This window comes from Micromonospora sp. NPDC048063 (assembly GCF_043202855.1).
Lineage (GTDB): Bacteria > Actinomycetota > Actinomycetes > Mycobacteriales > Micromonosporaceae > Micromonospora.
Genome location: NZ_JBIDBG010000021.1, coordinates 75,151 through 98,914, shown reverse-complemented (window position 1 = coordinate 98,914; position 23,764 = coordinate 75,151). Strand labels below are relative to the sequence as shown.

At 73.2% G+C, this 23,764-nt stretch carries 23 protein-coding genes; 13 read left to right on the top strand and 10 right to left on the bottom strand.

Annotation, left to right across the window (positions count from 1 at the left end; genetic code table 11):
• Window positions 1-88: 88 nt before the first annotated feature.
• The 3 genes from ACGFZ2_RS30680 (at window position 89) to ACGFZ2_RS30670 (ending at window position 4,270) form a co-directional block, all read left to right on the top strand.
• Entirely contained in the window at window positions 89-1,726 is a 1,638-nt protein-coding gene (locus tag ACGFZ2_RS30680) for a BCCT family transporter (protein ID WP_393459587.1), read from the top strand.
• A gap of 114 nt (window positions 1,727-1,840) precedes the next feature.
• A complete protein-coding gene (gene dnaG / locus ACGFZ2_RS30675; RefSeq protein WP_393459584.1) occupies window positions 1,841-3,733 on the top strand; it encodes a DNA primase in 1,893 nt (630 codons plus the stop codon).
• Window positions 3,734-4,270 (top strand): hypothetical protein, encoded by a 537-nt coding sequence (locus tag ACGFZ2_RS30670; protein WP_393263283.1) that lies wholly within the window; start codon window positions 3,734-3,736, stop codon window positions 4,268-4,270. It abuts the gene before it with no gap.
• A gap of 9 nt (window positions 4,271-4,279) precedes the next feature.
• Here the strand turns inward: ACGFZ2_RS30670 and ACGFZ2_RS30665 are convergent, their stop codons facing one another.
• From ACGFZ2_RS30665 to ACGFZ2_RS30645, 5 genes are all read right to left on the bottom strand, one after another.
• Window positions 4,280-5,248, bottom strand: coding sequence for a TAXI family TRAP transporter solute-binding subunit (locus tag ACGFZ2_RS30665; RefSeq protein ID WP_393263281.1), 969 nt, complete (start codon window positions 5,246-5,248; stop codon window positions 4,280-4,282).
• Complete coding sequence (locus ACGFZ2_RS30660; protein WP_393263279.1) at window positions 5,245-5,637, bottom strand: roadblock/LC7 domain-containing protein; 393 nt, start codon at window positions 5,635-5,637, stop codon at window positions 5,245-5,247. Before ACGFZ2_RS30660 ends, ACGFZ2_RS30665 begins: the two co-directional genes overlap by 4 nt.
• Window positions 5,634-8,042, bottom strand: coding sequence for a nitrate- and nitrite sensing domain-containing protein (locus tag ACGFZ2_RS30655; protein WP_393459581.1), 2,409 nt, complete (start codon window positions 8,040-8,042; stop codon window positions 5,634-5,636). The genes ACGFZ2_RS30660 and ACGFZ2_RS30655 overlap by 4 nt, the downstream gene beginning before the upstream one ends.
• 70 nt (window positions 8,043-8,112) lie before the next feature.
• Complete coding sequence (locus ACGFZ2_RS30650; RefSeq protein ID WP_393459578.1) at window positions 8,113-9,132, bottom strand: TAXI family TRAP transporter solute-binding subunit; 1,020 nt, start codon at window positions 9,130-9,132, stop codon at window positions 8,113-8,115.
• Window positions 9,129-11,264 (bottom strand): TRAP transporter permease, encoded by a 2,136-nt coding sequence (locus tag ACGFZ2_RS30645; RefSeq protein WP_393459625.1) that lies wholly within the window; start codon window positions 11,262-11,264, stop codon window positions 9,129-9,131. The genes ACGFZ2_RS30650 and ACGFZ2_RS30645 overlap by 4 nt, the downstream gene beginning before the upstream one ends.
• A gap of 434 nt (window positions 11,265-11,698) precedes the next feature.
• Here ACGFZ2_RS30645 and ACGFZ2_RS30640 point away from each other — a divergent pair, with 434 nt between their 5' ends.
• Window positions 11,699-12,631 carry an ABC transporter ATP-binding protein gene (locus ACGFZ2_RS30640; RefSeq protein ID WP_393263273.1) on the top strand — a complete coding sequence of 311 codons (933 nt, stop codon included), beginning with the start codon at window positions 11,699-11,701 and terminating at the stop codon, window positions 12,629-12,631.
• 103 nt (window positions 12,632-12,734) lie between these two features.
• On the top strand, window positions 12,735-13,274 hold the full coding sequence (locus tag ACGFZ2_RS30635; protein WP_393263271.1) for a hypothetical protein: 540 nt from the start codon (window positions 12,735-12,737) through the stop codon (window positions 13,272-13,274).
• A 56-nt stretch (window positions 13,275-13,330) separates the two neighbouring features.
• Here ACGFZ2_RS30635 and ACGFZ2_RS30630 read toward each other — a convergent pair whose 3' ends face one another.
• Window positions 13,331-13,576 (bottom strand): flavin reductase, encoded by a 246-nt coding sequence (locus ACGFZ2_RS30630; RefSeq protein WP_393459575.1) that lies wholly within the window; start codon window positions 13,574-13,576, stop codon window positions 13,331-13,333.
• Window positions 13,576-13,794: a hypothetical protein gene (locus ACGFZ2_RS30625; protein ID WP_393459572.1), complete on the bottom strand. Its 219-nt coding sequence runs from the start codon at window positions 13,792-13,794 to the stop codon at window positions 13,576-13,578. Before ACGFZ2_RS30625 ends, ACGFZ2_RS30630 begins: the two co-directional genes overlap by 1 nt.
• Window positions 13,795-14,007: 213 nt before the next feature.
• On the opposite strand from ACGFZ2_RS30625, the gene ACGFZ2_RS30620 reads away from it, so the two are divergent.
• Window positions 14,008-14,811 (top strand): Scr1 family TA system antitoxin-like transcriptional regulator, encoded by an 804-nt coding sequence (locus tag ACGFZ2_RS30620; RefSeq protein WP_393459569.1) that lies wholly within the window; start codon window positions 14,008-14,010, stop codon window positions 14,809-14,811.
• Window positions 14,802-14,990, top strand: a complete 189-nt coding sequence (locus ACGFZ2_RS30615; RefSeq protein WP_393459566.1) for a DUF397 domain-containing protein — start codon at window positions 14,802-14,804, stop codon at window positions 14,988-14,990. The genes ACGFZ2_RS30620 and ACGFZ2_RS30615 overlap by 10 nt, the downstream gene beginning before the upstream one ends.
• 117 nt (window positions 14,991-15,107) lie before the next feature.
• On the opposite strand, the gene ACGFZ2_RS30610 is transcribed toward ACGFZ2_RS30615, so the two are convergent.
• Window positions 15,108-15,446, bottom strand: a complete 339-nt coding sequence (locus tag ACGFZ2_RS30610) for a hypothetical protein (protein ID WP_393459563.1) — start codon at window positions 15,444-15,446, stop codon at window positions 15,108-15,110.
• Window positions 15,443-15,760, bottom strand: coding sequence for a PadR family transcriptional regulator (locus ACGFZ2_RS30605; RefSeq protein WP_350712258.1), 318 nt, complete (start codon window positions 15,758-15,760; stop codon window positions 15,443-15,445). Before ACGFZ2_RS30605 ends, ACGFZ2_RS30610 begins: the two co-directional genes overlap by 4 nt.
• 162 nt (window positions 15,761-15,922) lie before the next feature.
• On the opposite strand from ACGFZ2_RS30605, the gene ACGFZ2_RS30600 reads away from it, so the two are divergent.
• From ACGFZ2_RS30600 to ACGFZ2_RS30590, 3 genes are all read left to right on the top strand, one after another.
• A complete protein-coding gene (locus tag ACGFZ2_RS30600) occupies window positions 15,923-16,723 on the top strand; it encodes an ABC transporter permease (protein ID WP_393459622.1) in 801 nt (266 codons plus the stop codon).
• Window positions 16,724-16,733: 10 nt separating this feature from the next.
• Window positions 16,734-17,543 (top strand): ABC transporter permease, encoded by an 810-nt coding sequence (locus tag ACGFZ2_RS30595; protein WP_357701823.1) that lies wholly within the window; start codon window positions 16,734-16,736, stop codon window positions 17,541-17,543.
• 64 nt (window positions 17,544-17,607) lie between these two features.
• Window positions 17,608-18,726 (top strand): YihY/virulence factor BrkB family protein, encoded by a 1,119-nt coding sequence (locus ACGFZ2_RS30590; RefSeq protein ID WP_393459560.1) that lies wholly within the window; start codon window positions 17,608-17,610, stop codon window positions 18,724-18,726.
• 74 nt (window positions 18,727-18,800) lie between these two features.
• Here the strand turns inward: ACGFZ2_RS30590 and ACGFZ2_RS30585 are convergent, their stop codons facing one another.
• Window positions 18,801-19,289 carry a hypothetical protein gene (locus ACGFZ2_RS30585; protein WP_393459557.1) on the bottom strand — a complete coding sequence of 163 codons (489 nt, stop codon included), beginning with the start codon at window positions 19,287-19,289 and terminating at the stop codon, window positions 18,801-18,803.
• 448 nt (window positions 19,290-19,737) lie between these two features.
• Between ACGFZ2_RS30585 and ACGFZ2_RS30580 the strand changes: the two genes are divergently transcribed.
• From ACGFZ2_RS30580 to ACGFZ2_RS30570, 3 genes are read left to right on the top strand one after another with little or no spacing between them, the layout of a single operon-like run.
• Window positions 19,738-20,916: an ROK family protein gene (locus ACGFZ2_RS30580; RefSeq protein WP_393459554.1), complete on the top strand. Its 1,179-nt coding sequence runs from the start codon at window positions 19,738-19,740 to the stop codon at window positions 20,914-20,916.
• Window positions 20,913-22,547, top strand: coding sequence for a sugar ABC transporter ATP-binding protein (locus tag ACGFZ2_RS30575; RefSeq protein WP_393459551.1), 1,635 nt, complete (start codon window positions 20,913-20,915; stop codon window positions 22,545-22,547). Before ACGFZ2_RS30580 ends, ACGFZ2_RS30575 begins: the two co-directional genes overlap by 4 nt.
• On the top strand, window positions 22,544-23,665 hold the full coding sequence (locus tag ACGFZ2_RS30570) for an ABC transporter permease (RefSeq protein ID WP_393459548.1): 1,122 nt from the start codon (window positions 22,544-22,546) through the stop codon (window positions 23,663-23,665). The genes ACGFZ2_RS30575 and ACGFZ2_RS30570 overlap by 4 nt, the downstream gene beginning before the upstream one ends.
• Window positions 23,666-23,764 lie beyond the last annotated feature (99 nt).

Genomic DNA, 23,764 nt, shown 5'->3' with positions numbered 1-23,764 from the left:
TGGCCCTCCCGGGCACCCCGGGAGCGGGCGTTCGCCCGATATCGCCGTGTGTCGCCCCCGTGCCCAGCAGGATGGGCGGGGGGTGAGCATGAGCGAGCAGGTGCGGGACCGGCCGCAGGCCGTGGGCCGGGTCGACCCGGTGGTGCTGGTGCTCAGCGTCGGCGGCGTGCTGGCCGTGGTGGCCTGGGGCGTGCTGGGCCGGGGGTCCCTGGCCGGCTTCGGTGAGTCCGGCCTGGGCTGGGTGATCAGCACCTTCGGCTGGTTCTTCGTGGTGGCCGCCGACGCCTTCCTGGTGCTCTCGGTGGTCATCGCCGCGACGAAGTTCGGCCGGATCCGGCTCGGCGCCGACGAGGACGAACCGGAGTTCAGCACCCTCGCCTGGGTCTCGATGATGTTCAGCACCGGCATGGGGATCGGCCTGGTCTTCTACGCCGTCGCCGAGCCGATCGAGCACTACGCCGCGCCGCCCCCGGCCAGCGGCGTCGCGCCGAACACCGGGGCGGCCGGGGCGGTGGCGATGCAGTACACGCTCTTCCACTGGACGCTGCACCCGTGGGCGATCTACGCGGTGGTGGCGCTCGCGCTGGCGTACTCGACGTTCCGCAAGGGGCGGGAGAACCGCATCTCGGCGGCGTTCCAGCCGCTGCTCGGCGCGCGGGTGGACGGCCCGGTGGGCCGGGTGATCGACCTGCTGGCCGTCTTCGCCACCGTCTTCGGCTCGGCCACCAGCCTCGGCCTCGGCGCTCTCCAGGTCGCCGCCGGGCTGGACCTGGTCACCCCCGTGCCGGACAGCACGGTGGTCGAGCTGGTGGTGATCGCCGCCCTCACCCTGGCCTTCGTCGTCTCCGCCTTCTCCGGCCTGCACAAGGGCATCAAGTGGCTGTCCACCACCAACGTGGTGCTCGCCGTCGCGCTGATGGTCTTCGTGTTCGTGGCCGGCCCGACCATCTACGCGCTGGAGGTGCTGCCCGCGTCGGTCGGCGACTACCTCAGCCACCTGATCACCATGTCCACCCGTACCGGCGCGTTCTCCGACCCGGCCTGGCTGGGCAACTGGACGATCTTCTACTGGGCGTGGTGGATCTCCTGGGCCCCGTTCGTCGGCATCTTCATCGCCCGGATCTCCCGGGGCCGCACCGTCCGGCAGTTCGTCGTCGGCGTGCTGCTGGTGCCCAGCGGGGCCAGCGTGGTCTGGTTCGCGGTGATGGGCGGCAGCGCCCTGCGGGTGCAGGCCACCGGCGCCCGGGACCTGGTCGCCGACGTCGGCGCGGGCACCGAGCGGGCGCTCTTCGGCCTGCTCGAGGCCCTGCCCCTGGCGGGCCTGACCACCCTGCTGGCGATGGTGCTGGTCGCGCTCTTCTTCGTCACCGGCGCCGACTCCGCCGCGCTGGTGCTCGGCTCGCTGACCTCCCGGGGCGCGCTGCGCCCGCACCGGGCGCTGGTCGTGGTCTGGGGCGTGCTGATCGGCGCGGTGGCCGCGGTGCTGCTGCTGGTCGGCGGGCTGGACGCGCTGCAACAGGCGACCATCCTGGTCGCGCTGCCGTTCGTGGTGGTCATGCTCGGCCTGGCCGTCGCGCTGGTCCGGGACATGGCCCTGGACCCGGCGGTCAACCCGCCGCCCCGGGTCCGCCGCTACGGCCTGGCCGCGGCGATCCGCGCCGCCCGGTCGTACGAGGAGGAGGACCCGCCGCCGGTGCGGCGCTACCTGCGGCGCCGGCCGCGGTGACCGGCGCGGCCCGCCCGGGGTGAGGCGGTCGCGCCGGCGGAACCGCCGAGGTGGCGGCGGTGGTCGCCACACCCGGCGTCCCCCGGCCGCGCGCCGCCGGTCGGGCAGGGCAGGATGTACGGCGAGGGGGTGGCGGACATGGCTGGGCGGATCCGGGACGAGGACATCGCGCTGGTCCGGGAGCGCAGCTCGATCGCCGACGTCATCTCGGAGACGGTGACGCTGAAGTCGGCCGGCGGCGGCAACCTCAAGGGGCTGTGCCCGTTCCACGACGAGAAGAGCCCCTCGTTCAACGTCTCGCCCGCCCGCAACGTCTGGTACTGCTTCGGCTGCGGCGCCGGCGGCGACGCGATCAAGTTCCTGATGGACGCCGAGCACCTCAGCTTCGTCGAGTCGGTGGAGCGGCTCGCCGCCCGGGCCGGGATCCAGCTGCGCTACGTCGAGGGCGACTCCGCCGCGCCGCGGCCCCGCCCGCAGCAGGGGCAGCGGCAGCGCCTCGTCGCCGCGCACGCCGCCGCCGTGGAGTTCTACCGCGCCCAGCTCACCACGGCCGGCGCGCGCCCGGCCCGGGAGTTCCTGGCCCGCCGCGGCTTCGACCGGGCCGCCGCCGAGCGCTACGGCTGCGGGTTCGCCCCGGACGCCTGGGACCTGCTCACCAAGCACCTGCGCCAGCAGGGCTTCACCCACGACGAGCTGGTCACCGGCGGGCTGTCCCGGCCGTCGCGCTCCGGCACGCTGATCGACCGGTTCCGGCGGCGGCTGATGTGGCCGATCCGCGACATCACCGGCGACGTCATCGGCTTCGGCGCCCGCAAGCTCTTCGAGGACGACGACGGCCCGAAGTACCTCAACACCCCCGAGACGCCGATCTACAAGAAGTCGCACGTCCTCTACGGCATCGACCAGGCCAAGCGGGAGATCGCCAAGCAGGGCAAGGTGGTCGTGGTCGAGGGCTACACCGACGTGATGGCCTGTCACCTGGCGGACGTCCCGACGGCGGTGGCGACCTGCGGCACGGCGTTCGGCGCGGACCACATCGGCGTGCTGCGCCGGGTGCTCTTCGACAGCGACGAACGAGCCGGCGAGGTCATCTTCACCTTCGACGGGGACGCCGCCGGCCAGAAGGCCGCGCTGCGGGCCTTCGAGGACGACCAGCGTTTCGTCGGGCGCACCTTCATCGCGGTCAGCCCCGACAACATGGACCCGTGCGACCTGCGCCTGGCCAAGGGCGACATGGCGGTCCGCGACCTGGTCGCCCGCCGCGAGCCGCTGGTCGACTTCGCGCTGCGGCACGTCATCAGCCGGTACGACCTCGACACCGTCGACGGCCGGGTGGAGGCGATGCGCCGGGCCGCGCCGCTGGTGGCCAAGATCAAGGACCGGGAGAAGCGCCCGGAGTACGTCCGCAAGCTCGCCGGCGACCTCGGCATGGAGATCGAGCCGGTGCAGCGGGCCGTGCTCGCCGCCGCGTCCGCCCCGCCCGGTCGGGACAACCCGCCGCCGGCCCGCCCCGCCCCGGCCGAGCCGGTCGTCGACAACCCGCAGTCGATGGTCGAGCGGGAGGCGCTGAAGCTCGCCCTCCAGGAGCCGGTGCTGGCCGGGCCGATGTTCGACGCGGTCGAGGCGTCGGAGTACCGCCACCCCGTACACGTGGCGGTGCGGGCGGCCGTCGCGGCCGTCGGCGGGGCCGCCACGGCGACCGGCGGCGCGGTCTGGATCGAGTCCGTCCGCGACGCCTGCGAGGACCTCGCGGCCCGGGCGCTCGTCGGCGAGCTGGCCGTGGAGCCGCTGCGCATCGACGGCGACCCCGACCCGCGCTACGTCTCGGTCACGATCGCCCGGTTGCAGTGGGGCTCGGTGACCGGCCGGATCAGGGACCTGAAGTCCCGGATCCAGCGGATCAACCCGGTCAACAACAAGGACGAGTACTTCGCCGCCTTCGGCGAGCTGCTCTCGCTGGAGCAGCACGCCCGGGCATTGCGCGAGCAGGCCGCGGGAGGGCTGTAGATGGGACTGTTCCGCCGCAGGCCGAAGCTGCCGACGGCCGCCCGGCCGCCGCTGGCCCCCGACGAGCGGGTGCTCGCCTGGGCCGCGGCCGGCAACGGCGAGGGCGACGGCGTGGTGGTGGCCAGCAACCTCGGGCTCTGGCTGCCCGGCCGGGCGCACCGGCTGGGCTGGCACGACATCCTCAAGGCGGTCTGGTCCGGCCGGGAACTCACCGTCACGCCGGCCGAGCCGGTCGCCGAGCGCGACGGCTACCTGGTGGTGGCCGACTGCCCGGCCGAGACCTACCTGCTGCTCGACCCGGGCGAGCTGCCGCACCAGGTGCGGGAGCGGGTCACCCGCTCGGTGGCGTACACCCGGCACCACCCGGTCCCCGGCGGCGCCGGCCGGGTCGCCGCGCGGCGGGCGCCGGGCGTGGACGGCCTCACCTGGACGGTCCGCCTCGACCCCGGCACCCCGGCGGACGACCCCGACGTGCTCGCCGAGACCGACCGTCTCGTCGCCGCCGCCCGCGCCGCCACCACCCCGGCGGACGCCTGACCGGCGCGGTCACCCGCTCCGGTAGAAGCGGGCCGCCCCGGGGTGCAGCGGGATCGGGTCGGTGCCGGCGGCGCTCTGCCGGGTGAAGTTGCCGCCCTCCGGGTGCACGCCGACCAGGTCGGCCTGGTAGGTGAAGAGCAGCCGGGTCAGGTCGTACGCCAACTGGTCGGGCATGTCGGCGCCGACCAGGATCACGTTCGCCACCGTGACGGTCGGTGTGGCGCTCGTCGTGCGGTAGACCTCCTTCGGCAGCTCGGCGGTGGTGTAGACCGAGCCGTGCCGGGCGCCGAGCGGCTCGATGAGGTCGGCGATCGGCAGCAGCGCGAACGTCCCCGGGGCGCTGGAGAGCAGATCGGCGATGCCCGGCGTGGGCAGGCCGCCGGAGAAGAACATCGCGTCGAGCGTGCCGGCCCGCATCCGCTTGACCGTCTCCGGCAGCGACAGCGTGGCCCGGCGGACGTCCCGGTCCGGGTCGAGGCCGGCCGCCGTCAGCAGGCGCCCGGCGATGATGTCGGTGCCGGACTTCGGGGAGCCGGTGGACACCCGCTTGCCGCGCAGCCCCGACAGGGCGGTGATCTTCGCGTCGGCCCGGACGATCACATGGGTGTAGTTGCTGTAGACCCGGGCCAGCGCCCGGACGGGCTGGGGCTGGCCCTCGAAGGCCCCGCGCCCCCGCACCGCGTCCGCGGCCGTGTCGGCGAGGCTGAACGCGATCTCCATGTCGCCGCTGGCCAGCCGGTTGATGTTCTCCACCGACGCCCCGGTCGGCTCGGCCCGGGCCTCGTAGCCGGGCAGGTGGCGGCTGATCACGTCCGCGTAACCGCCGCCGAGCTGGTAGTAGACGCCGGTGGTGTTGCCGGTGGCGAGGAAGATGCGACCGTCGTGCCAGGGCTGCGGCCCGGCCTCGGACGTGCCGCAGCCGGCGGCGAGCAGGGCCGCCAGCAGGGCCGCCAGCAGCCGTCGGGGCCGTCCGGTCACGCCCGGACCGCCGGCTCCAGCGCCTCCGCCACCCGCTGGACCAGCATGGCGGTCTCGTAGCCGATCTGGCCCAGGTCGCAGCCGGGCGCGGCCAGCACCCCGACGAGCGCGCGCTCGCCCACCGCCATCACCAGCATCACCCCGCCGTCCATGTCGACGATCTGCTGGCGTACCCGGCCGGCGGACATCAGCCGCGCGGCGCCGACCGTCAGGCTGGCCAGGCCGCTGATCACGGCGGCGAGCTGGTCCACCTGGTCCGCCGCGAGGTCGGGGGAGGCCGCCAGCCGCAGCCCGTCGCCGGAGACGGCGAGGGCATGCGACACGTCCGGCACCTGCTCGGCGAAGTTGGCCAGCAGCCAGTCGAGGCCGGCGCTCGCGGATGGGGTCATGGGGTTCTCCTGGGGGGTGTCGTCTGCTGGGTACGTCGCGTCGCGGCGGCGACGCCCTCGGCGAGCGCGGACAGCCGGGAGCGCACCAACTCGGGGTCGAGCAGGTCGTCCTTCGGCGGCGGCGCGGGGGCGTCGTGCAGCGCGGCCGGGAGTTGGCCGCCCCGGGTGCGGCGGGGCAGCCCGACCCCGGTGGTGGAGGCCGGCGCCGGGCCCGGCGGGGGCGGCGCGGGAACGGAGACCGGCGGGGGCGGCGCGGTGGCGGGGCCGGCCGGCCGCGCCTTGAGCACCGGGAGCGCGACCGTCGGCGCGCGGTGGATGCCGGCCATGTCGGGCAGGGCGGCCGGGTCACCCGACTCGCCGGGCCGGGCGCCGGTCGACACGGGCGGGACGGCCCGGGTGGACGGTGGCCGGAACCAGGGGGCCGCGGCGGCGGGCTCCGGCGTACGCCGTTGCGGGGCGGGCCGCGGGGCGACCGACTCGACCCGGGTCAGCGCCGACTCCGGGATGTCCACCTGCGCGACGGTGCCCGCGCCGGTGGCGTACAGGTGCACCCGCACGCCGTGCCGGGCCGCCAGGTGGGACACCACGTGCAGGCCCATGCTGCCGGCGGCGGCGCTGGAGAGCATCGCGGGGACGCGCAGCCGCTCGTTGATCGCGGCGAGCCGGCCGTCGCTGATCCCGATGCCCCGGTCGTGCACGCGCAGCGTGAGCCCGTCGACGGTGCGCCGGCCGTCGACGTGCACCGGCGCGTCCGGCGGCGAGTAGACGGTGGCGTTCTCCAGCAGCTCGGCGAGGAGGTGGACCAGGTTGCCGACGGCGTCGCCGTGCACCGCGGCGGTGGGCACGTCGACCTCCACCCGGGGATACTCCTCGATCTCCGAGGCGGCCGCCCGGATCACGTCGGTCAGCAGGTGGGCGCCCTCGTGCGTGCGGCCGGGCTCGCCGCCGGCGAGGACCAGCAGGTTCTCCCCGTTGCGCCGCATCCGGGCGGCGAGGTGGTCCAGCGCGAAGAGCCGGGCCAGGGCGTCCGGGTCGGTCTCCTCGCGTTCGAACTCGTCGAGCAGGCGTAGCTGCCGGGTGATCAGGGTGCGGATCCGCCGGGCCAGCGCCTCGACCATCCGGGTCACGTCCATCCGCAGCTCGGCCTGCTCGCCGGCCAGCCGCAGCGCGGCCCGGTTCACCGTGTCGAACGCCTGGGCGACCTGGGCGACCTCGTCCCGGCCCTGCCGGATGCCGGCCGTGAGCCGGGTGGCCGCGCCCTCGGTCTGCGTACCGTCGCCGGCCGCGATCGCGGTGATCCGCTCCGGCAGTTCGCGGTGGGCCATGGTGAGCGCCGCGACCCGCAGCCGGCGCAGCCGGCGGCTGGTGCGCACGGCGAGCAGCGCGGCGGCGGTCAGCGACGCCAGCGCGACGGCGGTGGTCGCGCCACCGGTGACCAGGGCCCGCCGCCGCGCGTCCCGGGCCAGGCCGGCGGCCTGACGGTCGAGTTCCTCGGACAGCTCCCGGCCGAGCAGGTTGTAGCGGCGGATGGCGCCGCTCTGGGCCACGTACCAGGCGTCGCCGTCGGTGCGCAGCCCGCCCGGTTCGGTCTCCGCGTTGAGCGCGCTGTCCCGCATCCGCCGCGCCGTGGAGACGTCGGTGCCGGTCACCAGCCGGGCGTACGCGTCCGCCGACCGCCCGCCGGCGATCCGGGAGAACTCGGCTTGGCGCTGCTCCTGCGCGCCGCGCAACTGGCCGAGGCGGACCAGTTCCCCGTCCGCCAGCGCGCCCCGCACGAAGACGGTGCGGAGCAGGTCGCGTTCCAGGGCGGCGAGGTGTTCCTGGGCGGCCACCGCCGCCACCTCCCGGGCCCCGTTGGCCAGGTCCCGGTCGCGGACCTGGGCCGGCAGCGCGTCGGCGACGGCGAGCAGCGACTCGACCAGCGCCAGGTAGGTCGGGTCGGCGGTGGTGGCGTTGAGCGCGGCCTGGCGGGCCGGGGCGAGCTGGCCGAGCTGCGCGTCGGCGCCGTCGAGCACCTGGCCGAGGTCCGGGGCGGCCCGGCGGGCGTCCCGGCTGGCGCCGCGGTAACGCTCCACGGAGGTGTCGACCCGCCGCCGCTGCGCCTCGACGAGGGGACGGCCGGTCGAGCCGCCCCGCTGGCGCAGGGCCGCCGTCTCGCCGAGTTCGCGCTCCAGCTCGTGCACCAGGCGCACGGTGGCCGTCGCGGTGCCGGCGAGCACCCGGGCGCGGTCCGCGTCGGCGGAGGCGTCCAGCGCGGTGGCGGTCTGGGTGGCCCCCAGCACCACCAGACCGACCGTGGCCACCAGGATCGGCGCGAGCAGCTGGGTGCGTACCGACCACAGCCGGTCGGTGTGGTCGGTGGGCCGGTGGTGCCGGCGCACACCGGCGGGGTCGGGAAGCGACACGCGGGCCTTCCGGGGTGGGTCGGGAGGGTGCCGGGCCCGGGCGGGACGCCCCGGACCCGGCACCGACGGATCAGCTCGCGCCGAGGTCCTGCAACGCCTTGGCCGCGCCGCGGTGCAGCGGCACGGGGTCGGTCTTGCGGGCGGTGTCGAGGCTGATGCCCTTGGCCGCCGGGTTGGCCTGGGCCAGCGCGTCCTTCCTGTCGAACACCGTCCGGGTGATCGCGCAGGCCACGTTCGCGTTGAGGTCCTTGCGGACCAGCAGCACGTTCGGCACCACGATGGTCGGGGTGTCCGCCGCCGTCTGGTAGACGTCCGCCTTGATGGTCCCCGCCTGGTACGCCGGGTTGAGCTCGGCCATCTTGGGCAGCAGCGGGGTGATGTCGAGGAACTTCACCTTGTCGCCGGCCGTGGTGAACAGGTCCGTCACGCCGCCCGTGGGCACCCCGCCCGACCAGAAGAAGCCGTCGATGCTGCCGTCCTTGACGCCCTCGACGGTCTTGGTCAGGTCGAGCCGCTGCGCCTGGATGTCCTTGGCCGGGTCGAGGCCGGCGGCCTCCAGCAGGCGGTTGGCGATGACCTCGGTGCCGGACTTGGGGGAGCCCGTCGAGATCTTCTTGCCCTTCATGTCGGCGACCGAGTTGATCCCCGCGTCGGCCCGGACGACGACCTGCGTGTAGTTGTCGTAGATCCGGGCGAGCGCCTCGACCGGCTGCGGGGCGGTGAAGCTGCCCTTGCCCTGCACCGCGTTGACCGCCGTGTCGAACAGCGAGAAGGCGACGTCGTACTGGCCGCCGACGAGCTGCTCGACGTTCTGCACCGACGCGCCGGTCTCGGCAGCGGTGCCGCTCAGCTTGCCGTCGGTCGCCCCGGAGAGCTGGCCGGCGAGGGCGTTGCCGACCACGTAGTAGACGCCGGTGGCGTTGCCGGTGGCGATGCCGACGCGGGTGCTCTCGGTGACCTTGCAGGTGATCTCGCTGGCGGCGTCGTCCTTGGTGGCGCCGTCCTGACGGCCCCCGCAACCGGCGGCGCCCGCCGCGACGAGCGCCAGCGTGCCCACCCCCGCGGCGATCCGCACGTTGATCCGTCTCACTGTTTCTCCTCCCCATGGGTGACCGTTGCACCTGCTGACGGCACGCCGGTCGGGCCGGCGGTGCCGCGTCTGACGAGCACACCCGCCACCATGACGGCAGCCAGGGCGGCGCCGACGGCGACGGGTACGGGTTCGAGCCAGAGCAGCGTCAGCCCGGCGAGCGCGCCGAGGATCCGCTCCGGCGTGCCGGCCGGGCCGACGCCGGGCAGCCAACCGCCCGCCGCCACCGCCAGCACGGCGACGCTGAGGGCGGCCACCGCCCCCGCCACGGCGATCCGCTGCGCGCCCCCGATGCCGAGCAGCCCGAGGCCCGTCGGCGTGACCACGAAGGCGAGCGGGATGAGGTAGGCCGGCAGGGCGTACCGCAGGGTCTGCCACATGGTCGGCACCAGCCGGCCGCCGGTCACGGCGGCGGCGGCCACGGCGGCGAGCGCGGTCGGCGGGGAGGCCTCGGACAGGACCGCGAAGTAGAAGACGAACATCGCCGCGGCCGGGGCCGTGACGCCCAGGTCCAGCAGGGCCGGACCGATGATCACCCAGCCGATCACGAAGGACGCGGTGACCGGCACGGCCAGCCCGAGCAAGGTGAGGGCGACGGCGGCGAGGAGCGCGGTGAGCGCCAGCACCACGGCCGGCTCCGAGCTGACGGCCTTGGCCCCGCTGACCAGCAGCGCCGCGGCCTGCGGACCGAGGCCGGTCTTGGTGGTGGTGGCGGTGATGATGCCCGCCGCGGCGCAGACCGCGCTCACCGCGAGCACCCCGCGCACGCCGACGCTCAGCGCGGCCAGCAGCCGGGCCGGGGTGAGCCGGTGCCGCCGGTCCAGGAAGGACAGCACCGCGGCCAGGACGGTGGCCACCACGACGGCCCGGGTCGCGGAGAAGCCCACGGCCAGCAGCACGACGATCGCGAGCAGCGACAGGAAGTGGTAGCCGAACCGGCCCAGCAGCCGCCACGGGGAGGCGGTGTCGAGCACCACCGGGCGCACCCCCGAGCGCCGGGCGTCGATCTCGACCGCGAGCAGGATGCCGAGGTAGTACAGGACCGTCGGGACGGTGGCCCAGCCGAGTACCTGGAGGTACGACACGCCCAGGTACTCGGCGATGATGAAGGCCGCCGCGCCGAGGGTGGGCGGGGACAGGATCGCCCCGACGCCGGCCGCGGCGAGCATGCCGCCCGCGCGCTCCGGCGGGTAGCCGGCCCGGCGCAGGACGGGCCAGGTGACCGCGCCGATGCTGACCGTCGTCGCCGCGCCCGAGCCGGAGACGGTGCCGAGCAGGAAGCCCGAGGCGACGGCCGTGCGGCCGGCCGCCGTCCGGGAGCGCCGGAAGGCGGCGGCGGAGAGCTCCACGAAGAACCGCCCGGCTCCGGAGAGGTCCAGCACCGCGCCGTAGATGGTGAACAGCACGATGTACGTCGCCGCGACGTCGAGCGGGGTGCCGTAGAAGCCGCTGTCGGAGTTGTAGAAGGCGTCGACGAGCTGCCCGAAGTCGAGGCCGGCGTGGGCCACCGGCCAGGACTGGGGCAGCAGCCCGCCGTAGTAGCCGTAGCCGAGGAAGACCAGGCAGACGGCCGGCAGGATCCACCCGGTGGTGCGCCGGCACGCCTCCAGCAGCAGGAGCAGCAACACGGTGCCCATGGCCACGTCGACCCCGACCAGCAGGCCCTGCCGGTCGAGGAAGGCGTCGTACCCGCCGCCGCCGTCGCCGAGGGGGACCGGCAGCACCGGGTAGAGGCAGCTCACCAGCGCCGCGGCGGCCAGCACCCAGTCGACCACGGTCGGGCCCCCGCCCTCGTCACGGTCGCCGGTGTCGGGCCGGCTCTCCCCGTCCGCTCGTCGGGCCCCGCGCCGCAGCCGCTCGGGCAGCCGCAGGTTCGCCGGGTACGCCAGGAAGACGACCGGCAGGACGCCGGCCAGGAAGATGACGAGGTAGAACTTGCTGCCTTGCGGAAGCGGGCTGAACACCTGCCAGAGGGCGAGCAGCGCGACCGCGAGCGTGGTGCCGGTGATCAGGACGCCGACCGGCCCGGAGAGGACCCGTCCCGGCTTCTCGTCCTCGAACTGGGCGGCGAGGTCGCGCGGATCGGCGCCGGCGGAATCCGTCTTGTCGGGCGGTTCCGGCGGCAGCGGCATCGGGTCCTCGTCCACGGTGGATCCCGGGCCCACGGAAGGTGGCTGTGGGGCGGGATCTCCGGAAGAACGTACTGGTGACACGAGGGGGCACGATACGCGAATTGCATACCTTAGGGAATATTGCCGGCCATGATTGCAGTCGGTAATGGTGGCGAGTGGACAATTACGCAGAGAAGCTGCGGTTGTGGTCGCCTTTTGATCGTAATGTGGACCGGAACGGGCGACAATGCGGAATGTCCGGCGGCGATTGAATCCATCTTGTCCACTATGATCCCGACAACGCCCTCCGGATCCTCCGCCCCGTCCACCGGCCGACGCGGGTACGCCCGCACCGGCGGCGCCGCGACGGAGAGTAGCGTCGTCGCTCTCCGTGCGCCCGCGTCCCGCCCGACAAACCGGTGGGACGTGTCGGACCGGGCGGTTAGGGTCGGGCGGTGACCACGCCTCAGCCACTCATCCGGGCGCGGGGGCTGGTGAAGCGGTTCGGCGACTTCACCGCCGTCGACGGCATCGACGTCGAGGTGCGCGCCGGTGAGGCCTTCGGCTTCCTCGGGCCCAACGGCGCCGGCAAGTCCTCCACCATGCGGATGATCGGGTGCATCTCCCCGCCCAGCGGCGGCGAGCTGCGGATCCTCGACATGGATCCCGTCCGCGACGGGCCGGCCATCCGGGCCCGGCTCGGCGTCTGCCCCCAGCTCGACAACCTCGACCCGGAGCTGACCGTCCGGGAAAACCTCACGACCTACGCGCGCTACTTCGGCATCCCCCGCCGGGTGGCGAGGGCCCGCTCCGCCGAGCTGCTCGACTTCGTCCAGCTCACCGAGCGGGCCGACAGCAAGGTCGAGCCGCTCTCCGGGGGCATGAAGCGGCGGTTGACCATCGCCCGCGCGCTGGTCAACGAGCCTGAGATCGTGCTGCTGGACGAGCCGACGACCGGCCTCGACCCGCAGGCCCGGCACCTGGTGTGGGAGCGGCTGTTCCGGCTCAAGCAGCAGGGCGTCACGCTGGTGCTCACCACGCACTACATGGACGAGGCGGAGCAGCTCTGCGACCGCCTGGTCGTGATGGACGGCGGCCGGATCGTCGCCGAGGGCTCGCCCCGCGCGCTGATCGAGCGGCACTCCACCCGGGAGGTGGTGGAGCTGCGGTTCGCCGCCGAGTCGCAGGAGGCGTTCGCCGGCAAGCTCGACGGCCTGGGGGAGCGGGTCGAGGTGCTGCCCGACCGGATCCTGCTCTACGTCCACGACGGCGACGCGGCCGTGGCCGAGGTCGGCGCGCTGGGCCTGCACCCCGCCAACGTGCTGGTCCGGCGCAGCAGTCTGGAGGACGTCTTCCTCCACCTCACCGGCCGCACCCTGGTCGACTGAGTCGCTCCCCGGCGGCGTGGAGCCGTCGGCGTCCTGCGACTCGTTCCGTAGCATCGGCGGGCCGGCGGCATGCCGCCCGCCCGGCGACGAGCACGGGGGTCACATGTCGAGGTTGGAGTTCCAGTCCCGCCGGCAGGCCGGGCTGGGCGCGCTCTACCTGGGGGTCTTCGCCACCATCTGGTTCAGCGTGCCGGCCGCCGACCAACCGATGCGGAGCCTGCTCGTCGTCGCCAGCGGCGCGGCGCTGCTCACCGCGGTGGCCGGAGCGGTCGTGGTGGCCCGGAGCCGGAGGGTCGCCGCCGTCGCCCGGGACCGCACCGCCGACCGCCGTTACCTGCTGATCGTCGTCGCCGAGTTCGCCGCCGCCGGGCTGGGTGCCGCCGTGCTCGGTCTCGCCGGCTGGTCGGAGTTCATCCCGGTGCTGGTCTGCGCCGTGGTGGGGCTGCACTTCTTCCCCCTCGTGCCGGTGCTGCGTGACCCGCTGCTGCGGCCCCTCGGCGTCGCCATGTGCGTCGTCGCGCTGGCCGGGCTGGTCACCGCACTCACCTCCGGGGTGGCGGCGGGCCTGGTCGTCGGCACCGGTGCCGGGCTGCTGCTGCTCGGCGCCGCCGTGCTGTCGCTGCTGCGGGCGGTCCGCGGCTGAGCGGCCCGCGCCCCGGCCTTGCGTGCCACCAGAGCTGATCCGATCGGCCGTGCTGGTCATCGCGCCCTCGCCCAGCTCAGGAAGCGGTCGGCCAGCCCGTCCGGCACGACCTGCCCGTTCACGTCGGCCAGGTCGCCCGTGGCCTCGTACATCAGCGCGCCGAGATAGATCAGCAGGCCCGTCCGGTTCTCGCGGTACTCGCCGAGCAGCGCCAGCCGGGCCGGGGAGCAGGGCCACGCGGCACCGCACACCCGGCAGCGCCAGGACGGGCGCGCCGCGACGTGCGGGCGGTAGCGCGGCATCAGCGCGGGCCCTCCTCGACCCGGCGCGGCGACGGTAGCCAGTGGCCGCCGTTCGCCCGCCACTCCTGCGCCCGGGTCAGCCGCCCCGGGCGTCCCGGGCCATCGGTCGGGAAGACCCCCGTCGGCGCGGTCGCCCACGCCGGTCGCGTGTTGGGCGTACGCCGGGGGAGCGCGGCGGGTGGCGTCGAGCGCCGGCAGCGCCAGAACCTGAGTCGCATGCGGTGAGCCTCCGTCGAGGTGGGAAGGGGGCGCCCCGGACCTCGTTGTCTCCGGGCGCCCCCGGCCTGGTTCCGCCCGCCGTCCGATCCCGTGAGCGGTTCCGCTGCGTGACAGTCTGGTGAGGATCCGACTACGGTGGGAGTTCCCGCGCGCCGACGACCAGGGCGTACGGCGGCCGTTCCTGGCGGTACGAGGATGTACGGAGGCTGTCCGTGGAACGCTCGTCCATGCTGGACCACTTCGCGGAGGAGCTGCGGCTCGCCCGGGCCACCAGCGGCATGTCCCAGACCGCGCTGGCCGAGGCACTGAGCTATTCAGGTGCCCTGGTCGCCAAGGTGGAGACGTGCGAGCGCCGGCCGAGCCTCGACTTCGCCCGCCGCTGCGACACCGTGTTCGGTGCGGACGGGCGCTTCGAGCGCATCCAGCGACGGATCAGCCGGGAGACCGTGGTGCCGTGGGTCCGCGACTGGACCGGGATCGAGGCGGAGGCGACGGCGCTGCGCTGGTTTGAACCGCTGTGCGTGCCGGGCCTGTTGCAGACCGAGGGGTATGCTCGTGCGCTGCTGACCGGTGCCGGCCTGTTCGCGCCCGACGAGATCGAGCAGCAGGTGTCGGCGCGCCTGGACCGCCAGGCCGTGCTCACCCTCGACCGGCCGCCACTGCTCACCGCCGTCGTCGACGAGCACGTGCTGCGCCGCCGGATTGGCGGGCCAGAGGTGATGAACGAGCAGCTTCGCCATCTCGTGAAGCTCGGCTCCACCCTGCCGCGGGTCCGAATCCAGGTCGTGCCGCTCTCCGCCGGTGCCTATGGTGGGGTCAACGGACCCTTCGTGATCGCCACCTCGCCGCACGGGGAGGATGTCGTCTACCTGGAGGGGCAACTCCACGGACAGGTGATCGACCGCGCTGAGTACGTGCGGCAGATGGTCGACGTTTGGGAGTCGATCCGTGGTGAGGCACCATCGCAGCAGCAGTCCCTCGATCTGATGGCGGAAGTGGCGGAGACATGGACCTGACCGGCACCCGGTGGCGCAAGAGCACCCGCAGCAACGGCCAAGGTGGTGCGTGCGTGGAGGTAGCCGACAACCTGCCCGGCGTGGTGGCCGTACGCGATTCCAAGGACCCGGCCGGTCCGGTGTTGGCCTTCGACCCCGCCGCCTGGCGGGCGTTCGTCTCAGGCGTCGCCCGGCGGTAGCTCGCCCACCTGCCGGTCCCCGTGCCGCCGGCCTGGACGACGTGTTCACACACGTCGCCGCGCTACCCCGCACTACGGGCGCTGGTCCGGGCGGGTCCCTGGTGGAGCGGTCGCCGGTCAGCCGGCGATGAGCAGCCCGACGCCGGCCAGCAGGGTGGCGGTGAACACGGCGGCGAGAGTGGCAGCGCGACGGCGGGCGTGCGTGCCGCCGATCAGCTTCAGGGCGAGGGCGAGCGGGCCGATTGGCTGCATGGCGCGAGGTCCTTTCGGGCTGGTGGCGGCGATCCGGACGGCGGCGCCGAGGGTGCCCGCGGCGAGCCGCAGGGGGGACATGCCGAGTTCGGCGGCGCCGTACACGTCGGCCTGCCACTGTTCGAGATGACGGGCGCGGGAGGGGCCGGGGAGCACTGCCGCGGCGCAGCGCACGAGGGCGAGCGCGGCCCGGACGGGCGTCATCGTGCCTCCCGCAGCCGGGCCGGGCGGTGGTGAGTCGCCCGGGTGTCGGCCCGGGCGCAGACCCGCCGGGCGGCCACCGCTCCGTCGGCGGTGAGCTGGTACATCCGCCGCCGTGGGCCGCGGCGGTCGGTCTCGTCCTCCCAGTGCGAGGTCACCCAGCCGTTGCGCTCCAACCGTTCCAACAGCGGGTAGACGCTGCCGGACGGGCGCCCGGTGACCTTGATGATCTCCAGCCCCCAGCGTGGCCGGTCGCTGTCGACCAGCACCCGCAGGACGTCGACCGTCGCCGCACCGATGCGTCCGAGTGGCTCCACGAGGTCAAGGCTACCTATGTAGATTAAGCCTGTCCAGTGAATGGAGACCCCGCTCGGAGCGGAAACTGCCACGACAGGTGCGTACGCCGGTCGTAGGGTGGCTGCGGCCTGTCGTACCCCCGAGGTAGGAAGGCCGTGGTGAACGGGGGTGGTCGCGTGAGCGTGGCGCAACAGGCGCGGGAGCGGGCGCGGCCGTCGCTGCCACGCGTGCCGGCGCTGGCGGTGCTGGCGCACTACCTGGTCGGCTACCGGCGCACCTGGCGGGCCGGCGTCTTCTCGTCGTTCCTGCTGCCGGTGCTGACCGTGCTGGGGTTCGGGGTCGGTGTCGGGGCCTACATCGACCAGGGCGTCGGCGGGGTGCGTTATCTCGAGTGGATCGTGCCCGGCCTGATCGCGTCGACCGCCCTCCAGACGGCGATCGGCGAGTCGACGTGGCCGGTGTTCAGCAACTTCCAGTGGATCAAGACCTACTTCGCGCAGAGCGCCGCGCCGCTGCGGGTGGGCGACATCCTCAGCGGGCACCTGGCGTTCGTGCTGTTCCGGGTGGTCACCACCAGCGCGGCGTTCCTGCTGGTGATGACGCTGTTCGGAGCGCTGCGCTCGCCGTGGGCGGTGGCCACGCTGCCGGTGGTGGCGCTGCTCGGCCTCGCCGTGGCCGCCCCGACCTTCGCGTACGCGTCGGTGGTGTCCACCGACAGTTGGCTGGCGATGCTGTTCCGCTTCGCGGTGATCCCGATGACGCTGTTCGCCGGGGTGTTCTTCCCCGTCGAGTCGCTGCCCACGGCGCTGCGCTGGCTGGCGTACGCGACGCCGCTGTGGCACGGCGTCGACCTGTGCCGGGCGGCGACGCTCGGCGTCGCTCCGCAGTGGTCGGTCGCCGGCCACCTGCTCTACCTCGCGGCCTGGGCGGTCGCCGGCTGGTTGCTGGCCTGCCGCGCGTTCCGTCGCCGGCTCGTCGTCTAGGAGGGGTGTCGTGGTCAGTCTCGTCCTGCCCCGGCTGGTCGACGTCGCCGCCGCGACCCGCCGGTCGACGTCGGTGGCCGAGCGCAACGTCGCGGCCCTGAAGTCCGTCTACTGGCTGCTGCTCGTCTCCGGCTTCGTGGAGCCGCTGCTCTACCTGCTCTCCATCGGCGTCGGGGTGGGCGCGCTGGTCGGTGACCTCACGCTGCCCGGCGGCCAGGTCGTCACGTACGCGGCGTTCGTCGCGCCGGCCATGCTCGCCTCGTCGGCGATGACCGGCGCGCTGTCGGAGACGACGTTCAACTTCTTCGGCAAGATGAAGTACATGAAGCTGTACGACGGGGTGATCGCCACCCCGGTGCAGCCGTTCGAGATCGCCCTCGGGGAGTTGGGCTGGGCGATGCTGCGGGGCGGGTCCTACTCGGCCGCGTTCCTCGTGGTGATGGTGGGGATGGACCTGACCACCGTGGCCCGGGCCCTGGTCGCCTTCCCCGCGGCGGTGCTGGTCGGCTTCGCCTTCGGCGCGCTCGGCATGACGATCTCCACCTTCATGCGCAGTTGGCAGGACTTCGACCTGATGGGCTCGGCCCAGTTCACCCTCTTCCTCTTCTCCGGCACGTTCGTCCCCGCCGAGGCGTACCCGTCCCTGCTGCGCTGGGTGGTCGAGGTGACCCCGCTCTACCGCGCGGTGCACCTGATCCGCGGCGTCTCCGTGGGCACGGCCGGCTGGGCGTGGGTGCTCGACGTGCTCTACCTGCTCGCGGTGCTGGTTGTCGGCCTGCTGGTCGCTTCGCGCCGGATGGGCAGGTTGCTCTACCGGTAGGTGGTTAATCGTCGCCGCTGCCGGGGCATGTCGGGGGGACATGAGCCGAGCAGAGGGAGGGGCGATGGCCTCCGACGAGTCTTCCGCCCGCGGCGGGCGCGACCGCGACGATTCCGGGGCCGTGGCCGGCGGCAGGGCGGGCGGTGACCGCCGGACGGACCGCGCCGACCCCAGCCCGGATCCGGCGCGGCGGCACCGCCCCGGGGGCGGCCCGGTCGGGCCCGACGAGGGCCCCGAAAGCCCGACGGAGCTGCCGGGCACCGGGTGGAAGGCGGCGCTGCGGCGCACGCTCCGGGAGTTCCAGGACGACAGCCTCACCGACTGGGCGGCGGCCCTGACCTACTACGGGGTGCTCTCGATCTTCCCCGGCCTGCTGGTGCTGGTCTCGATCCTCGGTCTGCTCGGCCCGCGCGCGACGCAGGGCGTCAAGGACACGGTCAACCAGGCCGTCCCGCAGGAGAACATCCGCCAGATCGTCGAGGGAGCGATCAACCAGGCGCAGCAGAGCGGGGGCTTCGCCGGGCTCGCCGCGATCCTCGGTCTGCTGGCCGCCTTCTGGTCGGCCTCCGGCTACATCGCCGCGTTCATGCGCGCCTCCAACACGATCTACGACGTCCCCGAGGGGCGGCCGATCTGGAAGACGCTGCCGATCCGCATCGGGGTGACCGCGGTGATCGGCGTGATGCTGCTGGCCAGCGCGGTGATCGTGGTCTTCACGGGCGGCCTCGCCGCGCAGGTCGGCGAGGCGATCGGGCTGGGCTCCACCGCCGTGACCGTGTGGAACATCGTGAAGTGGCCCGTGCTGCTGCTCCTGGTCAGCCTGATGTTCGCGATCCTCTACTGGGCCTCCCCGAACGCGAGGCACGGCGGGTTCCGCTGGGTGAGCCCGGGCGGCGTGCTGGCCGTGGTGATCTGGCTGGTGATCTCCGGCCTCTTCGCCCTCTACGTCAGCAACTTCGGCTCGTACAACAAGACGTACGGGGCGCTCGCGGGTGTGATCATCTTCCTGATCTGGCTCTGGTTGAGCAACATCGCCATCCTGCTGGGCGCCGAGTTCGACGCCGAGTTGGAGCGCAGCCGCGCCATCGAGGCCGGGCACTCCCCGGACGAGGAGCCCTATGTCGAGTTGCGCGACGACCGCAAGCTCCGCAAGAAGCGCAACCAACGCAGCTCGGCCGGTTGAGACGAGCAATGATTGCTGCCACGTCCCATTGTCGGGGCGTGGCAGCAATTATCGAATGCAGTTCGGGATGACTGTCAGCTGCAGGCTGTGGTGAGGCACCAGCCGTTGAGGGTGATTTCCTGGTAATCGTAGACCTTGTGCCAGCCGGGGTAGTACTTGCTCCCGATGGTGTCGTAGTAGATGTAGCCGCTCGGCACGTGGAAACCGTCCGTGTCGCGGAAGTCGTAGTAGTAGTGCGAATCGGACGCGGATCCCTGGCCTGCTGGCAGCCACATCGTCTTCGTGTTGTAGGGCCAGTTCCCGGAGATCAACACTGACCGTCCGAGCCGGTTCTTCACCTCACCGCAGAAGATCCCGGCGGTGCAGTTGCCGAAGACGGTCACCGACCGGCTCCCAGCGGTTTCGCGCAGTTCGGCGGGCTGCGTCGTGGTCAGGCTGCTGTCGGCGACCGACGCCGCACCGGAGGCGGCCGACGGGGACGCCTCGGCCCGGGCGGCTGGTGCGAACAACACTGTCGTCAATAGGGCGACAGCAATCATGCGGCGGCCAATTCTCATGGTCACGCACCCTCCTGAGAAAGACGCCAGGGAGGGCGCGATTCACCGTGAATGCGCCGTGTGTATTTCCCCCGTGTCTCGACCGGCACGCTACTCCCGGCGCGTCTTAAATGTCAATGCAGTGATGTGGGTCGAGGTGTAAAGCCTGATTCGGTTACATCGAACCTCTCGTCCCATTGCTGAAGATCAATTAGATCGCGGTGCGTGGCGCGGCACATGTCGCCGCGCGTGCCGTCCTTGCCGCGCGGGACCGGCCGACTCCGGCCCGCCGCGGGACGGGCTGCGGCGCGGGGTTGGGCGCCGTCGGGCTGTCGAAGCTTTTGTCCGATCGTACAAAAGTTGGGCGCAGCTCGAGCAAAGATCTAGACACGCGGCGCGGAAGTCTCCTACTGTGTCGGACACGACACATCGGCGTTGCGTCGATGTGAACGACGTGACGAAGAGGTGAGTCCCGGTGCGGACCATCGATCCCCTGCACGTACGCCTGTTGCGGCTGCTCCGCGACGAGGGGGCCGTCTCCCGGGCCGAGTTGGCGGACCGCCTCCAGATGCCGCGTCCGCGGCTGCTGGCCGAGCTGGAACGGCTCGTCGGGCTCGGTTACGTCGCCGAGGCGGGTCTCGCGGCCTCCCGGGGCGGCCGGCGCTCCACCCTCGTCGAGCTGAGCCCCCACCTGCGGTTCGCCGCCGTGGACCTCGGCGCCAGCTCCATCGACGTCGAGGTGGTCAACGGCCGCCTGGAGCCGGTCGCCGCGTACGCGGAGCCGGCCGACATCCGCACCGGACCGAAGGTGACCCTCCAGCGGGTCAACGAGCTGCTGCACAAGGCCCGGGTGGACGGCGCCTACGAGCGGCTCGACGCCGTCGGCATCGGCGTGCCCGGCCCGGTCAGCTTCCGCGACGGCGTGCCGGTCTCGCCGCCGATCATGCCGGGGTGGGACCGGTTCCCGGTGCGTGAGCTGCTCACCCGCGAGCACGGCTGCCCGGCGGTGGTCGACAACGACGTCAACATCATGGCGATCGGGGAGCGGCACGGCGGGGTCGCCCACTCCGTGGACGACTTCCTCTTCGTGAAGATCGGCACCGGAATAGGGTGCGGGATCTACCTCAGCGGCGAGGTCTACCGGGGCACCGACGGCTGCGCCGGCGACATCGGCCACATCCAGGTCGACGCGCACGGCCCGATGTGCTCCTGCGGCAACGTCGGCTGTCTGGAGGCCCTGTTCAGCGGCGCCGCGCTGGCCAAGGACGCGACCGCCGCGGCGCGCGCCGGCACCTCGCCCGCGCTGGCCGAGCGGCTCGCCGCGCGGGGCGCGGTCACCGCCCGGGACGTGGCGGAGGGCGCCGGCGAGGGCGACGTCACCTGCATCCAGCTCATCCGCGACGGGGGTCGGCGGGTCGGTGGAGTCCTGGCCGGGCTGGTCAGCTTCACCAACCCGTCGATGATCGTGATCGGCGGCGGGCTCGCCCAGCTCGGGCACATCCTGCTGGCCGAGATCCGCAGCGTGGTCTACCGCCGGTCGCTGCCACTGGCCACCGGCAATCTCCCGGTCGTCCTGTCCGAGCTGGGGCCCCGCGCCGGCGTGGCCGGCGCCGCCGTCCTGGCCAGCGACGTGGCCTTCGCGGAGGCGTCATGAACGAGCGCGAGGAGGAGAGCGTGGCCCAGCCCGAGAAGACGGCCGCCGCCACGCCGGCGGATGTCGCCCCCGCCGACGCTCCGCTGGTCGAGGCGCCCGCCGACGCCGTCGCGGGCGAGGTGGTCCTGCGCCTCACCGACGTGGTCAAGACCTTCCCCGGCGTACGCGCGCTGGACGGGGTGCAGTTGGAGGTGCGCGCCGGCGAGGTGCACTGCCTCCTCGGGCAGAACGGTGCCGGCAAGTCCACCCTGATCAAGGTGCTGGCCGGGGTGCACCGTCCCGACTCGGGGCAGGTCGAGTGGCGCGGCCAGCCGGTCGGCTTCGCCAACCCGCAGGCCGCCATGCGCGCCGGCATCGCCACGATCTACCAGGAACTCGACCTGGTCGAGGACCTGTCCGTCGCGGAGAACGCCTTCCTCGGCCACGAGCCGCGCCGGTTGGGTTTCGTCCAGCGCGGCCACATGGCCCGCCGGACACGGCAGATCCTCGGTCGGCTGGGTCACGCCGAGATCCCGCCGAACCGGATGGTCCGCTCGCTGCCGGCGGCCGCCAAGCAGGTGGTCAGCATGGCCCGGGCGCTGTCGCACGAGGCCCGGCTGATCATCATGGACGAGCCGAGCGCGGTGCTGGCGCACGACGAGGTCGGCAACCTGTTCCGGATCATCCGGGAGCTGACTGCCCAGGGCATCGCGGTCATCTACATCTCGCACCGGCTCGAGGAGATCCGCGAGATCGGCGACCGGGTCACCGTCCTCAAGGACGGGCGGACCACGGCGGCGAACCTGTCGGCCCGCGAGACCCCGACCCGCGACCTGGTCTCCCGGATGACCGGCCGCACCATCGAGTACGTCTTCCCGGACCGCCCCGCCGAGGCGGCGGCCGGCGAAGGGCTGCTCCGCGTCGACGGGCTGACCCGGGCCGGCGAGTTCGCCGACGTGTCGCTGTCCGTGCGGGCGGGCGAGATCGTCGGCATCGCCGGGCTGGTCGGCTCCGGCCGATCGGAGCTGCTGGAGACCATCTACGGCGCCCGCCGGGCCGACGCCGGCACCGTCACGATGGCCGGAAAGGCACTGCGTCCGGGCAGCGTGGGCGCAGCGGTCCGCGCCGGCCTCGGCATGGCCCCGGAGGAGCGCAAGAGCCAGGCGCTGCTGCTGGGCGAACCGATCTACCGCAACGTCACGCTGGCCACCTTCGGCCGGTACGCCCGGGGCGGCTTCACCGACACGGGCAAGGAGCGGGCCGAGGCGGACCGCATCGCCGAGAGCCTCGACCTGCGCCCCCGCGACGTCCGCCGGCCGGTGCGCACGCTCTCCGGTGGCAACCAGCAGAAGGTCGTGGTCGGGCGGTGGCTGCTCGGCGACACGAAGCTGCTGTTGCTGGACGAGCCGACCCGGGGCGTGGACGTCGGCGCCCGGGCGGAGCTGTACCAGGTCGTCCGCGCCCTGGCCGCCCGCGGCGTCGGGGTGCTGCTGGTCTCCAGCGAGGTGCCGGAGGTGCTCGGCCTGGCCGACCGCGTGCTGGTCATGCGCGAGGGCCGGGTGGTTCGCGAGGCCCCGGCCGCCGAACTCGACGAGAACACCGTGCTCGACCTCGTCATGGCGGGGTCCCTGATGGAAGGCGCACCGGCATGAGCGACACAGTGCCCACCTCCACCGCCGCGCCGGGGCGCGGTACGGATCTTCCGGCGCAGTCACCGCCGGTCGACCCGGCGGAGTCCGCCCTGGCCGGCGAGAAGGCCACCGGCCGGCTCTCCTGGTGGCACGGCGACGCCGGCGAGGGCGCCCTCCGCAACCTCGCCCTGATCGGAGTGCTGGTCGCGCTGATCGTGATCGGCGCCCTCACCCGTTCCGACCTCTACTCCAACCCGGACTGGGTCTGGGACAACGTGCTCAGCATCCTCAAGCTCGCCTCGGTGGTCGGCGTGGTCACCGTCGGTATGACGTTCGTGATCATCGGTGGCGGCATCGACCTGTCGGTGGGGGCGATCGTCGCGCTGGCCGGGGTCTGGTGCACGACGGTGGCGACCCAGAGCTACGGCGCCGGCGGCATGATCTTCAGCGCGCTCACCGTCGGGCTGGCGGTCGGCCTGATCAACGGGCTGCTGATCTCGTACGGGCGGCTGGTGCCGTTCATCGCGACCCTGGCGATGCTGGTGGCGGCCCGGGGGCTGGCCGCCGAGATCTCCGACAAGCAGACGCAGGTCTCGGACAACGGCTTCATCAACGGCCTCGCCAGCAACAACCTGCTCGGCATCCCGCTGCTGGTCTACATCCTCGCCGCCGTCGTGGCCGCCGGCTGGGTGCTGCTCAACCGCACCACCTTCGGCCGGCGTACGGTCGCCGTCGGCGGCAACCCGGAGGCGGCCCGGCTCGCCGGCATCAACGTCAAGCGGCACACCCTGCTGCTCTACGCGCTCTCGGGCCTCTGCTGCGGCATCGCCGCCATCATGCTCACCGCCCAGGCCAACTCGGCCCAGGCGGCGATGGCCAACCTGTACGAGCTGGACGCGATCGCCGCCGCGATCATCGGCGGCACGCTGCTCAGCGGCGGGCGGGGGACCATCATCGGCTCCCTGCTCGGGGTGATCATCTTCGCCACGATCACCAACCTCTTCGCGATCAACGGCCTCACCACCGAGGCCCAGAACATGGTCAAGGGCGGCATCATCGTCGCGGCCGTCCTGGTCCAGCAGGTGCAGTTCCGCAGCCTCACGCAGTTCCTCGGCCGAAACCGGCTCACCACCACCTGACCCCCATCGAGTGACAACCTGCCGCACCTGGGCCACCCGAACAGACGACGGTGGCCGGACCTCGCACACCCGAAATCCCCCTTCACCCCCGTAAAAAAC

Coding starts and splice junctions, on each gene's coding strand:
- ACGFZ2_RS30680 (WP_393459587.1), top strand. CDS start 89: ATGAGCGAGCAGGTGCGGGACCGGCCGCAGGCCGTGGGCCGGGTCGAC.
- dnaG (WP_393459584.1), top strand. CDS start 1,841: ATGTACGGCGAGGGGGTGGCGGACATGGCTGGGCGGATCCGGGACGAG.
- ACGFZ2_RS30670 (WP_393263283.1), top strand. CDS start 3,734: ATGGGACTGTTCCGCCGCAGGCCGAAGCTGCCGACGGCCGCCCGGCCG.
- ACGFZ2_RS30660 (WP_393263279.1), bottom strand. CDS start 5,637: ATGACCCCATCCGCGAGCGCCGGCCTCGACTGGCTGCTGGCCAACTTC.
- ACGFZ2_RS30645 (WP_393459625.1), bottom strand. CDS start 11,264: ATGCCGCTGCCGCCGGAACCGCCCGACAAGACGGATTCCGCCGGCGCC.
- ACGFZ2_RS30635 (WP_393263271.1), top strand. CDS start 12,735: ATGTCGAGGTTGGAGTTCCAGTCCCGCCGGCAGGCCGGGCTGGGCGCG.
- ACGFZ2_RS30630 (WP_393459575.1), bottom strand. CDS start 13,576: ATGCCGCGCTACCGCCCGCACGTCGCGGCGCGCCCGTCCTGGCGCTGC.
- ACGFZ2_RS30625 (WP_393459572.1), bottom strand. CDS start 13,794: ATGCGACTCAGGTTCTGGCGCTGCCGGCGCTCGACGCCACCCGCCGCG.
- ACGFZ2_RS30615 (WP_393459566.1), top strand. CDS start 14,802: ATGGACCTGACCGGCACCCGGTGGCGCAAGAGCACCCGCAGCAACGGC.
- ACGFZ2_RS30610 (WP_393459563.1), bottom strand. CDS start 15,446: ATGACGCCCGTCCGGGCCGCGCTCGCCCTCGTGCGCTGCGCCGCGGCA.
- ACGFZ2_RS30590 (WP_393459560.1), top strand. CDS start 17,608: ATGGCCTCCGACGAGTCTTCCGCCCGCGGCGGGCGCGACCGCGACGAT.
- ACGFZ2_RS30575 (WP_393459551.1), top strand. CDS start 20,913: ATGAACGAGCGCGAGGAGGAGAGCGTGGCCCAGCCCGAGAAGACGGCC.
- ACGFZ2_RS30570 (WP_393459548.1), top strand. CDS start 22,544: ATGAGCGACACAGTGCCCACCTCCACCGCCGCGCCGGGGCGCGGTACG.